Here is a 14100-nt window from a genome sequence, read left to right on the forward strand (position 1 = left end):
GTCATCAGGCGCACTCCCAATCACCAACTTGAACCAAGTCTCCGCATTCAAGGCATTTCCCATGAATGTTGATGACGTCAAAATAATCCGAAGTGCTTCCGCCGTCTTCGCTTACGATCTCAACTATCTCGGTTGCATCGATATTATAGCTTAGCTCGACCAAGCAGACGAAGCGGTCTGTATGACCTTGCCGACAAGTCACGGGAACGGATGACTTGGCTTGCCGGTAGGAAGCCCCCCCGTTCAGAAGCCCGTCATAGCCATCGCGGTTGCTATCGAAGAACGTCACTGATTTGCCGCATTGCCTGCAATCAAACCGCACCGGATCGAGATGTTCGCGATCAACGACCTCCCCGGCAACAATACGGCCAAAGGTGCTCGAACAGGGGCACTGCAAACGCCAGCGAACGAAAACGTCCTGCACCCCCTCGCTGACGGCGACAAGTCCGTTAAAATTACGAGGTGGGGACTCAGCTGCAGATCGAGCCGTCTCGCTCAAACTCACCGGTCGCACTCCCCGAACACAACGTCGATCGCGGAGAGGATGGCAGTGGTGTCGGCCAGCATGTGGCCCTTCATCATGAAGTCCATCGCCTGGAGATGGCTGAACGCGGTCGGGCGGATCTTGCAGCGGTACGGCTTGTTGCTGCCGTCCGACACCAGATAGACGCCGAACTCGCCCTTCGGGCTCTCGGTCGCGACATACACATCGCCCGCGGGCACGTGGAAGCCTTCGGTGTAGAGCTTGAAGTGATGGATCAGCGCTTCCATCGACTGCTTCATCTCACCGCGCTTGGGCGGCACCACCTTGCGGTCGAGCGAGGCGATCGGCCCTTCCGGCATCTCGTCAATGCACTGCTTGATGATCCGCATCGACTGGCGGACCTCCTCGACGCGCACCATGAAGCGGTCGTAGCAATCGCCCCGCGTCCCGACCGGGATCTCGAAATTCATCCGGTCGTACACGTCGTATGGCTGCGACTTGCGGATATCCCATGGCACGCCCGCCGCGCGGATCATCGGGCCGGAAAAGCCCCAGGCGATCGCATCGTCGCGGCTGACGGTGCCGATATCCACGTTGCGCTGCTTGAAGATGCGATTGTCGACAACGAGGCTCATCGCATCCTCGAACAGGGTCGGCACGCGCTTCTCGAGCCAGTCGTAGATATCGGTCAGCAGCTTCAGCGGCACATCCTGGTGCACGCCGCCTGGGCGGAACCAGGCCATGTGCATGCGCGCGCCCGATGCCCGCTCGAAGAAGCCGTAGGTATCCTCGCGGATCTCGAACAGCCACAGGTTCGGCGTCATCGCGCCCACGTCCATCACATGCGAACCCAGGTTCAGCATGTGGTTGGAAATGCGGGTCAATTCCGCGAACAGCACACGCAGATATTGCGCCCGCAGCGGCACTTCCAGCCCCAGCAGCTTCTCGATCGCCAGCACATAGCTATGCTCCATGCACAGCGGCGAGCAGTAATCGAGCCGATCGAAATAAGGCAGTGCCTGGAGATAGGTCTTGTATTCGATCAGCTTCTCGGTGCCGCGATGGAGCAGGCCGACATGGGGATCGACCCGTTCGACGATCTCGCCGTCCATCTCCATCACCATCCGCAGCACGCCGTGCGCGGCCGGATGCTGCGGGCCGAAGTTGACCGTATAATTCTCGATCGCGACATCGCCGATCGTCGGATCGGCCGGGGTCAGCGTCTCGTAGGTCGTCGCCATCAGCGCTTCACCTCGTCAGCCTTTAGCGGGGTCGGCGCGCCGGGGGCTTCGGGCGCCTTCTCGTCGCCGGGCAGCACATATTCGGCGCCTTCCCAAGGGCTCATGAAATCGAAGCTGCGGAAGTCCTGCGCCAGCTTCACCGGCTCATAGACCACGCGCTTGTCCGCCTCCGAATAGCGCAGCTCGACATAGCCGGTCAGCGGAAAGTCCTTGCGCTGCGGATGGCCGCGGAACCCATAATCGGTCAGGATCCGGCGCAGATCCGGGTTCCCCTCGAAAAAGACGCCGTACATGTCATATACTTCGCGCTCCAGCCAGCCGGCCACCGGCCATAGCCCCGTCACGGAAGGCACCGGCTCCACCTCGTCGGTTGCGACATGGACGCGGATGCGATGGTTCTTCGTCAGCGACAACAGGCAGTAGACGACTTCGAACCGCTCCGCGCGATCGGGATAGTCGACCCCGGCAATCTCCATCAGCTGCTGATAGTGCAGCTCGTCGCGCAGCGTACGCATTGCCGCCACCAGTTCGCCGCGCGCCACGTCGAGCCGCACTTCGCCCACCGCCTCCGATGCGTCCACCAGCGCGGCGCCGAGCGCCGCGCGCGCGGCATCGATCACGCCGTCATTGGGGGCATATTTGGGGAAAGGCGCCGTCACCGTTCGATCGTCCCCGATCGGCGGATCTTCCGTTGCAGCTGCATGATACCGTACAGCAAAGCCTCCGCGGTCGGTGGGCAGCCCGGCACGTAGATGTCGACCGGCACGATCCGGTCACAGCCGCGCACCACCGAATAGCTGTAATGATAATAGCCGCCGCCATTGGCGCACGACCCCATCGAGATCACGTAGCGCGGCTCTGACATCTGGTCGTAGACCCGGCGCAGGGCCGGCGCCATCTTGTTGCACAGCGTGCCCGCCACGATCATCACGTCCGACTGGCGCGGCGATGCGCGCGGGGCGGCGCCGAACCGCTCGAGATCATAGCGCGGCATGTTGACGTGGATCATTTCGACCGCGCAGCACGCCAGGCCGAACGTCATCCACCACAGCGATCCGGTGCGGGCCCACTGGAACAGATCCTCGGTCGACGTGACCAGGAAACCCTTGTCCTGAACCTCGGCGGTCAGATCATCGAAGAAGGCGCGATCGGGCTCGGTCCCCTCGGGCGGGAACGGCGCGTTCGGCGAGCCTGCGATTTCTACTCCCAATCGAGCGCTCCCTTCTTCCAGGCATAGGCGAAGCCGATGGTCAGTTCGGCAAGGAAGATCATCATTGCCAGCCAGCCGGCAAAGCCGATCGCGCCCAGCGAAACCGCCCACGGATAGAGGAACGCGGCCTCGAGATCGAAGATGATGAACAGGATCGCGACCAGATAGAAGCGCACGTCGAACTGCGCGCGGCTGTCCTCGAACGCGGGAAAGCCGCACTCATATTCGGTCAGCTTGTCCGGATAGGGGTTGGACGCGCCGGTGAACTTGGCCGCGATCATCGGCAGCGCCACAAACACGGTGGAGATCGCCAGGGCGATACCCAGGAACAGCAGAATCGGCAGATATCCGGCGGCGACCGACGCCATGTGCGAACTCCGAGAGAGGCGCTTTGCGCGCCGGTTTCCGGGCGGCTTCTAGGCTTGCCGCACCTGCGAAGCAAGGTTTGCAGGCCTGAAAATGACTCGCAGCCGTCTGCGTTTGTTCCGTTCAGCGCAGCGTCTTGAGGGCGCCTGCCACGAGCTTGTGGAGTCGCGAATGCAGCGCATCGTTGCCTGCGATATATTCGCGTCGCTCGATCGCCTTGTCGCCCCCGCGATAGTCGGTAACGAAGCCGCCGGCCTCGCGCACCAGCAGCATGCCCGCCGCGCTGTCCCAGATGTCGAGATCCTGCTCGAAGAAGGCGTCCATCCGGCCCGCCGCCACCCAGGCGAAATCCAGCGTGGCGGCACCGAACCGGCGCACCCCCGCCACTTCGGCCGCGATCGCGGCATAGATCGCCACCCACTGCTGGATGCTGCCCCGCCCGAGATGCGGCATCCCCGTGCCGACCAGCGCCTCGGTCAGATCGCGGCGCGACGACACGCGCAGCCGCCGATCCTGCAGCCAGGAACCCCTGCCCTTCTCCGCCCAGAAGCTCTCGTCGGTGATCGGCTGGTAGACCAGCGCCTGGGTAATCTCGCCGCGCGTGGATCCGAGTTTCGGCTCCTCGACCGCGATCGAGATCGCGAAGTGCGGCACGCCGTGCAGGAAGTTGGTGGTCCCATCGAGCGGATCGACGATGAAGCGCGGCTTGGACGGATCGCCCTCGATCACGCCCGCTTCCTCCATCACGAAACCCCAGTCGGGCCGCGCGCGCTTCAGCTCGTCAAACAGCGTGCGCTCGGCCGCCTGGTCCGCCATCGAGACGAAATCGGCCGGCCCCTTTTTCGAGACCTGCAGCTGCTGCACTTCGTTGAAGTCACGGCGCAGCTTCTGCCCGGCCTTGCGGGCCGCGCGCTCCATGACGGTGATCAGGCCGGAATGGGCAACCATCTGTCGATCTCAGTCCGCGCGCCGCACATATTCCTGGCTGTAGACGTCGACCACGATCTTCGTCCCCGAGCCGATATGCGGCGGCACCATCACGCGCACGCCGTTGTCCAGCATCGCGGGCTTGTAGCTCGACGATGCCGTCTGCCCCTTCACGACGGCATCGGCTTCGACGATCGTTGCCTCGACCGTGTCGGGCAGCTGCACGTTGATCGGCTCCTCGTCATAGAGTTCCATCACCACGTCCATCCCGTCCTGCAGGAAGGCCGCGGCATCACCCAGCAGATCGCGCGGCAGGCTGATCTGGTCGTAGCTTTCCTTGTCCATGAAAGTCAGCTGATCGCCATCGGCGAACAGGAACTGGAAATCCTTGGTGTCCAGCCGCACGCGCTCCACCGTCTCGGCTGAGCGGAAGCGGACATTGTTTTTGCGGCCGTCGCGCAGATTCTTCATCTCGACCTGCATGTAGGCGCCGCCCTTGCCGGGCTGGGTGTGCTGGATCTTGACCGCGCGCCAGATGCCGCCCTCATATTCGATGATGTTGCCGGGACGAATGTCCACGCCGCTGATCTTCACGGGATCGCCTCATATAGTCTGGAGAAAGAGCCGTGCGCGCCTTAGCGGGCCGGCGCTTGCCCCGCAAGCAAGCGATACGGATCGATCGGCCGTCCCTCATGCCAGGCGGCGTCGGGCGGCTTGGCAAAGATCGCGAAATGAAGGTGCGGCCCGTCCGGGCTGGCGTTGCCGGTGGATCCCACGCTGCCCAGCCGGCGACCGCGCGGCACATAGATCCCCTCGCGCAGATCGGCGGCATAGTCGCGCAGATGGGCGTAATAATAGCTGAAGCGCCGATCGGGAGAGCGGACGTAGACGGTCAGCCCGCCGGCCTCGCTGGTGAACAGCTTCTCCACCGTGCCGCCCGCCGCCGCGATCACCGGCCGACCCGCCGGCGCCATGATGTCGAGCGCGCCGTGCCGCCGTTCCTCACCGCGAGCATCGCCGAACGTGTCGGTCAGATCCGCCGCCCGCACGCCCGCCACGGGGATGGCAAGGCCGGTGGGGGCAACCACCACGTCATCTGCGGCCGCCGGCTCTGTGTCACGGCTCGAATCGCCTGGTGCATCGGCCGGCACGATCCGCACGATCGAGATCAGCCCGATCACGCCGAGCAGCAAGAGCCCGAGCAGGATCTTGCCGAACCGGTTCACGCCTGGAACCGCGCCTTGGTACCGGCCTTCACCATCAGCGACAGCCGCGCGGCATCCCAGTTGGTCAACCGCACGCAGCCGTTGCTTTCCGCGCGGCCGATGGTCTGCGGCTCGGGGGTGCCGTGGATACCGTAGTGCGGCTTGTTCAGATCCATCCAGATCACCCCGACCGGACTGTTCGGCCCGGCCGGCAGCTGATGCTTCTCGTCGCTCTTGGCGTTGCGCAGCAGCGAAGGGTTGTAGGCATAGGTCGGGTTGTAGCTCAGCCCCTGAATCTTCCAGCTGCCCAACGGTAGTGGATCATGGCTGCTGCCCATCGTCGCCGGGAACTGTGCCAGCAGCCGATCGCCGGCAAAGGCGCGCAACACGCCGTCGGATTTGTCGACCACCACCAGATCGGCCTGCGGCTGCACCGCGCTCACGTTGAGATCGGATAGCGTCCGGCGCCAGGGTTCGGGCAGTTTGGGATCATAATCGCGGCTGGCAGGCAGCACGTTCGGGAAGCGCAGCACCGCCCCTGCCGCGATCCGGCCACCGGGGTTGAGCGCGGCCAGCGTCTGCGGCGTCGTGTGGAATTTCTCGGCCAGCCGCTCCAGCGCATCGGCATAGCCCAGGGTCGGCAGCGCGGCCTGCGCGGCGGGATCTTCTGGCAGCTTGCCGACGAACGGTCCGGCGAGATCGGATTGCGAGACGCGCAACAACCGGATCGGGCGAATGGCGCGGAAGCGATGCAGTGCCTTCAGCGTCGGCTGGTCGATCTCGCCGGTCTGCTGAAGGTTGGACGCCTTCTGGAATCCCGTCAGCGCGAGCTTGAGCGACTGGCCGCCCTTGCCGTCGATGACACCTGGCCCGAACCCGATCCGATCGAGCAGCACCTGTACATGCAGCACGGTGAGGTCGACGCCGGCCGCTGGCGAAGATTCGGCGGATTTGTTCCCGACCTGTGCGATTGCCGGCGCGAAAATGAGGCCGGCCGTTGCGATCGACAGACAAGTGCAGGCGACGACTGCTTTTTTCATTAACCCCAACTCCTCATATTCGATTTCGTAACGCGGCGGGGCCGTAATCTTTCCGAGTGGGAAACGAATGCTGGATCAGGGTCTCAGCCGGCGACGGCTGATTGGTGGCGCTTTGGCGCTCGGCAGCTCGATGGCGATCGGCGCCACACGCGCCAATGCCAGCTTCATCGTTCCCGGATCGGAAGTGGGCGGGATCGAGAAGCGTCTGGCGATCCGCAGCTGCCATACCAATGAGCGCTACGACGCCTGCTATTTCCGCAACGGCACCTATGATCCGCAGGGTCTCGCCGAAATCGCCCACGCGCTGCGCGATTGGCGCACCGGGCAGGCAGCCCCGGTCGATCGTGAATTGCTTGACCTCCTCGTCACGCTCCGCGGGCGGCTCGATGTCGATCCCCGCAAGCCGTTCGACCTCATCTCCGGCTATCGATCGCCGCACACCAACGCCGCGCTGCGTGCCGCCGGTGGAGAGGGCACGGGGGTCGCCACCAAGAGCCAGCACATGCTGGGCAAGGCGACAGATATCGCGCTGCCCGGCGTGCCGCTCGCCCGCGTCAAGGATGCCGCGCTGGCGATGGCACGCGGCGGAGTCGGCTACTATCCGCGCGACGGGTTCGTCCATGTCGATACGGGACGGGTACGCAGCTGGTAGGGTCGATGCTCAGCCGCCAAGTACCCCGGCGAATTTCCGTACCGCTTCCCCCGGCCCGGCCGGATCGTTCCACACCGCGCCGCTGACCGCCACGAAATCGGCCCCGGCCCGTGCCAGGTCGCCCGCGGTCTCGACCGTGATCCCGCCGATCGCGACGCACGGTATCTCGAACAAGGTCGACCACCAGCCCAGCAACGCCGGATCGGCCTGGTGACGCACCTCCTTGGTGGTGGTCGGATAGAAACTGCCGAACGCGACATAATCGGCACCCGCCTCGCCCGCTTCCATCGCGAGGTGGCGGCTGTCATGGCAGGTCACGCCGATCTGCGCCTGCGGACCGAGCTGGCGCCGGGCGTCACGCGGATCGCCGTCGTCCTGTCCCAGATGCACGCCGTCAGCGCCCAGCCGCTTGGCCAGGCCGATCGAATCATTGACGATGAAGGCGACATCGGCCGCCGCGCAGATCGCCTGCAGCGGCAGGGCGAGCGCCGCGATCGCATGATCGTCGATCCCCTTCAGCCGCAGCTGGAACGCTGCCACCGGCCCGCCCGCCAGCGCGGCCCCGAGCTGCGCGGCAAACGCCGCATCGATTGCCGGCGGAGAGATCAGGTAGAGCTGGCAGGGTGGGCGTTTGGGGTCGCGCTCGAACCGGTCGGCAAAGCCGGGGTCGAGCGGTCCGAGCGGATCGGTGTCATCGGTCATGGCGCCCGGTTACGGTGTGGCGCAGCGCCCGGCAATCGGCGATCCATTGTTCAGCCATCGCTCACCCGATCCACGGCACGGTCGCGACCATGAAGACGCCCCTCCTCGCCGCCGTCGCGCTTGCCACCGTCGCGGCTCCCGCCGTTGCCCGCCAGACCGAAGGCCTCGTGCGCCTGCGCCAGGCGGCCTATGTCGGCGGCCCGCGCGTGACCCCGCTGAAGGTGATCGAGGACAGCCGCTGCCCGATGAACGCGCGTTGCGTCTGGGCGGGCCGTGTCATCGTGCGCGCCAAGGTGCAGACCGGGCGTAGCGCGCGGACCATGGACCTGACGCTGGGCCAGCCCGTCCGGGTCGCGGATGGCATGCTGGCGCTGACATCGGTGACGCCGGAGAAGATGGCGGGCGCGCAGCCCCGCCGCACGCCCTATCGCTTCGGTTTCAGCTTCGAAGGTGGATTATAGGAACGACCCGCCGCACCCTGGTGAAGGCCGGGGTTCAGTTGCGAGACGTGCCGCGAGGCACGGCGCCGGGTTTGGTTTCCCGCGAGCTGTGCCCCAGCATGAGCCGGGGTACGGCATAGCTCAGCCGGCAACCTTCTGCGTCGAAGCCTTGTGGATCTCGTCGATCGCACCGCCCAGCGACGCATCGAACTCGTCGTCGCTCATCTGCGCGCGCAGGTCTTCCAGCAGCGCGCGGCTGAAGCTGGCGATCATGCCGCGATTCTTTGCCAGCTGCGCGCAGGCTTCCGGCCGCGCATAGCCGCCCGAAAGCGCCACGACGCGCAGCACCCGCGGATGATCGACCAGCGGGTCGAACAGGCCGGGCGTGGCCGGGATCGACAGCTTCAGCATCACCTTGTCGTCACCCGGCAGCGCATCCAGCGCCTTCAGCAGCTCGTCGAGCAGGATGCGGTCGGCCTGCGCGCGCTCCGGGCTCTTGATGTTGATCTCCGGCTCCAGCATCGGTACCAGCCCGGCGGCCAGCACCTGCTGCCCCACCTCGAACTGCTGCTTCACGATCCGTGCGATGCCCTCACCATTGGCGAGGTTGATTACCGACCGCTCCTTGGTGCCGAACACACCGAGCGACTTCGCCCGCGCGAGCAGCGTGTCGAGCTCGGGCATCGGCTTCATCAGCTGCACGCCGTTCGCCTCGTCCTCCAGACCTTTGTCGATCTTGATGAACGGCACCACGCCCTTGTCGATCAGCGCCTGCGGCGTCGGCTTGCCGCCGACCTGGCCGTCCATCGTGCGTTCGAACAGGATCGCACCGATCACCTTGTCACCCGTGAAGGCGGGCGAGGAGATGATGCGGCTGCGCATGTCGTGGATCAGGCCGTACATGCCGGCCTCGTCGCTCCACGCGCCATCCTCGATGCCATAGCCCTTCAGCGCCTTGGGCGTCGATCCGCCCGACTGGTCGAGGGCGGCGATGAAGCCGTTGCCGGCTGCGATCTTGGCGGTCATCTCGGCGGTGTTCATGGTCGAAAGGCTCCAGTCAGATCGGGCAGCGCCCGGATGCGTGTCAGATGTCGAGCGCGGCGACTCCGGGCAACGGCTTGCCTTCCATCCACTCCAGGAAAGCGCCACCGGCGGTCGATACGAAGGTGAAGCGGTCCGCCACGCCCGCCTGATTGAGCGCAGCGACGGTATCGCCACCGCCGGCGACCGACACCAGCGATCCGCCCTCGGTGAGCGCCGCCGCGGTCTGCGCCAGCGCCACGGTGGCGGTATCGAACGGCGGTGTCTCGAACGCGCCCAGCGGGCCGTTCCACACCAGCGTGCGGCAAGTCTTCAGCGCGTCGGCCAGCGCCTCGGTCGCCGCCGGGCCGATGTCCAGAATCATCTCGTCGGCCGCCACTTCATGCACGTTCACGGTGCGGGTCGCCGGGTTCGGTTTGAACTCCTTCGCCACCACCACATCATAAGGCAGGTGGACGGTGCAGTCGGCCTTGTCGGCCGCGTCCAGGATCTCGAGCGCGGTCGCAGTCAGATCATGCTCGCACAGCGATTTGCCGACATCCACGCCGCGCGCGGCCAGGAAGGTGTTGGCCATGCCGCCGCCGATGATCAGATGATCGACCTTCGCCACCATCTGGCGCAGCACATCGAGCTTGGTTGAAACCTTTGCACCGCCGACGACAGCGGCCACCGGATGCTCGGGATTGCCCAGCGCCTTGTCGAGCGCCTTCAGCTCGGCTTCCATCGCGCGGCCGGCAAAGGCCGGAAGCCGGCGCGCCAGCCCCTCGGTCGTCACATGCGCGCGGTGCGCGGCGGAGAAGGCGTCGTTCACGTAGAAGTCGCCCAGCTTCGCGATTGCATCGGCCAGCGCGGGGTCGTTCTTTTCCTCGCCGCCATGGAAGCGGCTGTTTTCCAGCACCGCGATCGCACCCGGCTCCAGCGCGGCGACCGCCTGTTCGGCCGCATCGCCGCAGCAATCGTCGATGAAGGTGACTTCGCGGCCCAGTACGTCGCCCAGCGGCCCCGCGATGTTGACCAGCGACATGTCCGGCCGCCGCTCCCCCTTCGGGCGCCCGAAATGGGCGAGGACGAGCACGACCGCGCCCTTGTCGGCCAGCTCGCAGAGCGTCGGCGCGGCCGACCGCAGGCGCGTGTCGTCGGACACCTCCGCGCCGTCCATCGGCACGTTCAGATCCTCGCGCACCAGCACGCGCTTGCCGCGCACGTCGCCGATATCGTCCAGGGTGCGAAAGCTCATGCTTCGATCCTCATCTCATCTCCGATCGCAAGCTGGCCGCCCGCGATCACCCGCGTCAGCAGCCCGCCCCGCCACTCGGGCGTTAGCGCCGCGCGCAGCCCGGGCGCGATCTCGTCCATCCGGCTGCACGGATCGCACTCGCCGGTCACTTCCAGCACAACCGCATGGCCGACCCTCAAGAGCGTGCCCGGTGTCCGCGGCAGACCGATGCCATCGACCAGCAGATTGGCGCGGCGGACCGACCAGTCGAGCGCGGTGCCCAGATCCGCGATCGCGGCCTCCCAGTCGGCGCGCGCAAGCACGGTCACCTGCCGCTTGCCGCGGCCGCCCGGCTTCACGGCCCCGCGATAATCGCCGCGAATGCCTTCCTCGATCGACACGTCGGCCCGATCGATCGTCTCGATCGGGCCGCGCGGGCGGCCGTGCCGGGCAATGCCGATCAGCCGCCCCGTCATGATCAGATCAGCTTCGCCATCGCGCCGGCGGTATCGACCATCCGGTTGGAGAAGCCCCACTCATTATCGTACCAGCTGACGACGCGGACCAGCTTGCCTTCGATCACCGCGGTCTCCAGGCTGTCGACAGTGGACGAAGCCGGGTTGTGGTTGAGATCGATCGACACCAGCGGCTCGTCCGACCAATCGAGGATGCCAGCCAGCGGGCCGCTTTCGGCCGCCGCCTTCAGCAGCGCGTTGACCTCGTCCTTGGTCGTGTCGCGCTTCGGCGTGAAAGTCAGGTCGACCAGGCTGACGTTCGGCGTCGGCACGCGCACCGCGGATCCGTCGAGCTTGCCCTTCAGCTCCGGCAGCACCTCGCCCACCGCGCGCGCGGCGCCGGTTGTGGTGGGGATGATCGACATGCCGGCGGCGCGCGCGCGGCGCATGTCGGGGTGGATCTGGTCCAGGATCTTCTGGTCGTTGGTGTAGGCGTGGATCGTGGTCATCAGGCCGCGCTCGATGCCGATCGCATCGTTCAGCACCTTGGCAACCGGCGCCAGGCAGTTGGTGGTGCACGATGCGTTGGAGACGATCTTGTGTTCGCCGCTCAGCTTTTCGTGATTGACGCCGTAGACGACGGTCAGGTCGACACCCTTGCCCGGGGCCGAGATCAGCACGCGCTTCGCGCCTGCCGCCAGATGCTTTTCGGCATCGGCGCGATCGGTGAAGAAGCCGGTGCATTCCAGCGCGATATCGACGCCGTTGGCGGCGTGCGGCAGGTTCGCAGGATCCCGCTCGGCCGAAACCTTGATGCGCTTGCCGTCGATGATCAGGTCGTTGCCGTCGACTTCGACCGTGCCGTTCCACAGCCCGTGGACCGAATCACGGCGGAACAGATGCGCGTTCGACTTGGCATCGGCCAGATCGTTGATCGCGACCAGTTCCAGCCCGCTATCCGGGCGCGACAGGATCGCGCGGGCGACCAGCCGGCCGATCCGGCCGAAGCCGTTGATGGCAACTTTCGTCATGTTCAAATCTCCCAGTGGATCAGTTCAGTGCGGCGCGGACCTGCGATGCGATCGCATCCGCATCCAGCCCGAAATGGCGATAGAGATCGGGGGCAGGCGCCGATGCGCCCCAGCCATCCAGCCCGAAGCGCAGGCCGTTGACCATCGTGTAGCGTTCCCACCCCATCGTGGTTCCGGCCTCGATCGAGACGCGCAGGATCTGCGAAGGATCGACGTTCGGCAGGATATCGTCGCGATAGGATTGCGGCTGCGCGTCGAACCGTTCCCATGACGGCATCGAGACGACATCCGCGCCGATGCCGTCCGCTTCGAGCTTGCCCGCCACCGCGACCGCGATCTCCACTTCCGATCCGGTGGCGATCAGGATCACCCGGCGATCGGCCGTGGCGGCGCGCAGCCGATATGCCCCGCGCGCAGACAGATTCTCCGAAACATCGGTGCGCAGCTGCGGCAGGTTCTGGCGGCTCAGCGCCAGCAATGAAGGGCCGTCCTTCTTCTCCAGCGCAAGCGCCCAGCATTCGGCGGTCTCGATCGTGTCGCACGGGCGATAGACGTCCAGGTTCGGCATCACGCGCAGCGCCATCAGATGTTCGATCGGCTGATGGGTCGGCCCGTCTTCGCCCAGCCCGATCGAATCATGCGTCATGACGTAGACGACGCGCGCCTTCTGCAGAGCGGACAGCCGGATCGCCGGACGGCAATAGTCGGCGAACACCAAGAAGGTGCCGCCATAGGGGATGACGCCGCCATGCAGCGCCATGCCGTTCATCGCCGCAGCCATCCCGAACTCGCGGATGCCGTAATAGATGTAGCGGCCGGAATAGTCGTCGGCGGTGAGCGGTGCCTGCGCCTTGGTCTTCGTGTTGTTCGATCCGGTCAGATCGGCCGATCCGCCCAGCGTTTCCGGCAGCGCAGCGTTGATCGCCTCGAGCGTCATCTCAGATGCCTTGCGCGTCGCCACCGTCTGCGGCTTCTCGATCAGGCTTTCGAGATAAGGGGTAAGCCAATCCGTCGCCGGCAGCTCGCCCGCCATGCGGCGCTCGAATTCCGCCGCATCCGAATGGCTTGCAAGCCGCTCCGTCCATTCGGCATGAGCCCCGGCGCCCTTGCGGCCGATCTCGCGCCACGCAGCCACGACATCGCCCGGAAGCTCGAACGGCGCATACCCCCAACCCAGCGCTTCGCGCGTGGCGGCGATCTCGGCATCGCCCAGCGGCGATCCATGGGTGGCGCTGGTGCCCTGCTTGTTGGGCGCGCCATAGCCGATCAGCGTGCGGCAGGCGACGAGCGACGGCCGCGGATCCGCCGCCGCCTCTGCCAGCGCACGCGCGATATCGGCCGGATCATGGCCGTCGCAGGACGTGACATGCCAGCCGGTCGCGACATAGCGGCTGGCGATATCCTCGCTCGACGACAACGACACCGCGCCGTCGATGGTGATGCGATTATCGTCCCACAGCACGTTCAACCGGCCGAGCTTCAGATGGCCGGCCAGGCCGATCGCCTCATGGTTGATGCCTTCCATCAGGCAGCCGTCGCCCGCGATCACCCAGGTGCGATGATCGACGAGATCGTCACCGAAGGTGGCGTTCAGATGCCGCTCGGCGATCGCCATGCCGACCGCCATCGCCAGCCCCTGGCCCAGCGGCCCGGTGGTGCACTCGATGCCCGGGAGCTCGAAATTTTCGGGGTGGCCGGCGCAGGGGCTGCCCAGCTGGCGGAAATTGCGGATATCCTCCAACGTGGGCCGGGCATAACCGGTCAAATGCAGCAGGCTATAGATCAGCATCGATCCGTGGCCGGCCGACAGCACGAAGCGATCGCGATCCGCCCAGTGCGGATCGGCGGCATCGAACTTCAGCTGATCGCGATAGAGCACGGTCGCAACATCGGCCATGCCCATCGGCATCCCGGGATGACCGCTGTTCGCTGCCTGTACGGCATCCATGGAAAGCGCCCGGATGGCGTTGGCGAGCGTGCGGATGTCGGTCATCGCGGAAACGAACCTATGAGAAGGCCGCGCGAGTCGAGCGGCGGGGAAGAATGCGCGCGCCCAATTGGCGCGACCCGCCCGTATCGTCAACCGAGAT

Annotated in this window: 17 protein-coding genes; 2 read left to right on the forward strand and 15 right to left on the reverse strand. The window is 65.9% G+C overall.

The genetic code is table 11. The annotated features are described in order from the left end of the window. Positions 1–4 precede the first annotated feature (4 nt). The 9 genes from ABC347_RS05125 to ABC347_RS05165 form a co-directional block, all read right to left on the reverse strand. Positions 5–505: a hypothetical protein gene (locus tag ABC347_RS05125; RefSeq protein ID WP_413244661.1), complete on the reverse strand. Its 501-nt coding sequence runs from the start codon at positions 503–505 to the stop codon at positions 5–7. Beyond that, entirely contained in the window at positions 502–1725 is a 1224-nt protein-coding gene (locus ABC347_RS05130) for an NADH-quinone oxidoreductase subunit D (protein WP_413244662.1), read from the reverse strand. The genes ABC347_RS05125 and ABC347_RS05130 overlap by 4 nt, the downstream gene beginning before the upstream one ends. Continuing rightward, positions 1725–2384, reverse strand: a complete 660-nt coding sequence (locus ABC347_RS05135; RefSeq protein WP_413244663.1) for an NADH-quinone oxidoreductase subunit C — start codon at positions 2382–2384, stop codon at positions 1725–1727. The genes ABC347_RS05130 and ABC347_RS05135 overlap by 1 nt, the downstream gene beginning before the upstream one ends. Beyond that, a complete protein-coding gene (locus ABC347_RS05140) occupies positions 2381–2935 on the reverse strand; it encodes a NuoB/complex I 20 kDa subunit family protein (RefSeq protein ID WP_413244664.1) in 555 nt (184 codons plus the stop codon). The genes ABC347_RS05135 and ABC347_RS05140 overlap by 4 nt, the downstream gene beginning before the upstream one ends. Continuing rightward, positions 2926–3303 carry an NADH-quinone oxidoreductase subunit A gene (gene ndhC / locus ABC347_RS05145; RefSeq protein ID WP_413244665.1) on the reverse strand — a complete coding sequence of 126 codons (378 nt, stop codon included), beginning with the start codon at positions 3301–3303 and terminating at the stop codon, positions 2926–2928. Before ndhC ends, ABC347_RS05140 begins: the two co-directional genes overlap by 10 nt. A 121-nt stretch (positions 3304–3424) precedes the next feature. Next, the gene (locus ABC347_RS05150; RefSeq protein WP_413244666.1) at positions 3425–4249 is read right to left on the reverse strand and encodes an inositol monophosphatase family protein; all 825 of its coding nucleotides are present in this window, start codon (positions 4247–4249) and stop codon (positions 3425–3427) included. 9 nt (positions 4250–4258) lie between these two features. After that, positions 4259–4822 carry an elongation factor P gene (efp, locus tag ABC347_RS05155; protein WP_413244667.1) on the reverse strand — a complete coding sequence of 188 codons (564 nt, stop codon included), beginning with the start codon at positions 4820–4822 and terminating at the stop codon, positions 4259–4261. 41 nt (positions 4823–4863) lie between these two features. Next, positions 4864–5454 (reverse strand): M23 family metallopeptidase, encoded by a 591-nt coding sequence (locus ABC347_RS05160; RefSeq protein WP_413244668.1) that lies wholly within the window; start codon positions 5452–5454, stop codon positions 4864–4866. Further along, the gene (locus ABC347_RS05165) at positions 5451–6473 is read right to left on the reverse strand and encodes a L,D-transpeptidase family protein (protein WP_413244669.1); all 1023 of its coding nucleotides are present in this window, start codon (positions 6471–6473) and stop codon (positions 5451–5453) included. The genes ABC347_RS05160 and ABC347_RS05165 overlap by 4 nt, the downstream gene beginning before the upstream one ends. Before the next feature lie 67 nt (positions 6474–6540). Here ABC347_RS05165 and ABC347_RS05170 point away from each other — a divergent pair, with 67 nt between their 5' ends. Then, on the forward strand, positions 6541–7125 hold the full coding sequence (locus ABC347_RS05170; protein ID WP_413244670.1) for a YcbK family protein: 585 nt from the start codon (positions 6541–6543) through the stop codon (positions 7123–7125). A gap of 9 nt (positions 7126–7134) precedes the next feature. On the opposite strand, the gene thiE is transcribed toward ABC347_RS05170, so the two are convergent. Beyond that, on the reverse strand, positions 7135–7827 hold the full coding sequence (gene thiE / locus ABC347_RS05175) for a thiamine phosphate synthase (protein WP_413244671.1): 693 nt from the start codon (positions 7825–7827) through the stop codon (positions 7135–7137). Positions 7828–7916: 89 nt separating this feature from the next. Here thiE and ABC347_RS05180 point away from each other — a divergent pair, with 89 nt between their 5' ends. After that, a complete protein-coding gene (locus ABC347_RS05180; protein WP_413244672.1) occupies positions 7917–8288 on the forward strand; it encodes a hypothetical protein in 372 nt (123 codons plus the stop codon). Between the two features lie 120 nt (positions 8289–8408). On the opposite strand, the gene ABC347_RS05185 is transcribed toward ABC347_RS05180, so the two are convergent. Genes ABC347_RS05185 through tkt form a run of 5 tightly spaced genes read right to left on the reverse strand, consistent with a single transcriptional unit; the run spans position 8409 to position 14003 of the window. Further along, positions 8409–9308, reverse strand: coding sequence for a fructose bisphosphate aldolase (locus ABC347_RS05185; RefSeq protein ID WP_413244673.1), 900 nt, complete (start codon positions 9306–9308; stop codon positions 8409–8411). A 43-nt stretch (positions 9309–9351) separates the two neighbouring features. Then, entirely contained in the window at positions 9352–10545 is a 1194-nt protein-coding gene (locus ABC347_RS05190) for a phosphoglycerate kinase (RefSeq protein ID WP_413244674.1), read from the reverse strand. Further along, a complete protein-coding gene (locus ABC347_RS05195; protein WP_413244675.1) occupies positions 10542–11000 on the reverse strand; it encodes an MOSC domain-containing protein in 459 nt (152 codons plus the stop codon). Before ABC347_RS05195 ends, ABC347_RS05190 begins: the two co-directional genes overlap by 4 nt. Before the next feature lie 2 nt (positions 11001–11002). Next, the gene (gap, locus tag ABC347_RS05200; RefSeq protein ID WP_413244676.1) at positions 11003–12010 is read right to left on the reverse strand and encodes a type I glyceraldehyde-3-phosphate dehydrogenase; all 1008 of its coding nucleotides are present in this window, start codon (positions 12008–12010) and stop codon (positions 11003–11005) included. Positions 12011–12029: 19 nt separating this feature from the next. Next, positions 12030–14003 (reverse strand): transketolase, encoded by a 1974-nt coding sequence (gene tkt, locus ABC347_RS05205; protein ID WP_413244677.1) that lies wholly within the window; start codon positions 14001–14003, stop codon positions 12030–12032. Positions 14004–14100 lie beyond the last annotated feature (97 nt).

Source organism: Sphingomonas canaveralia, assembly GCF_047238125.1.
In the GTDB taxonomy this organism is placed as follows: domain Bacteria; phylum Pseudomonadota; class Alphaproteobacteria; order Sphingomonadales; family Sphingomonadaceae; genus JBDFMH01.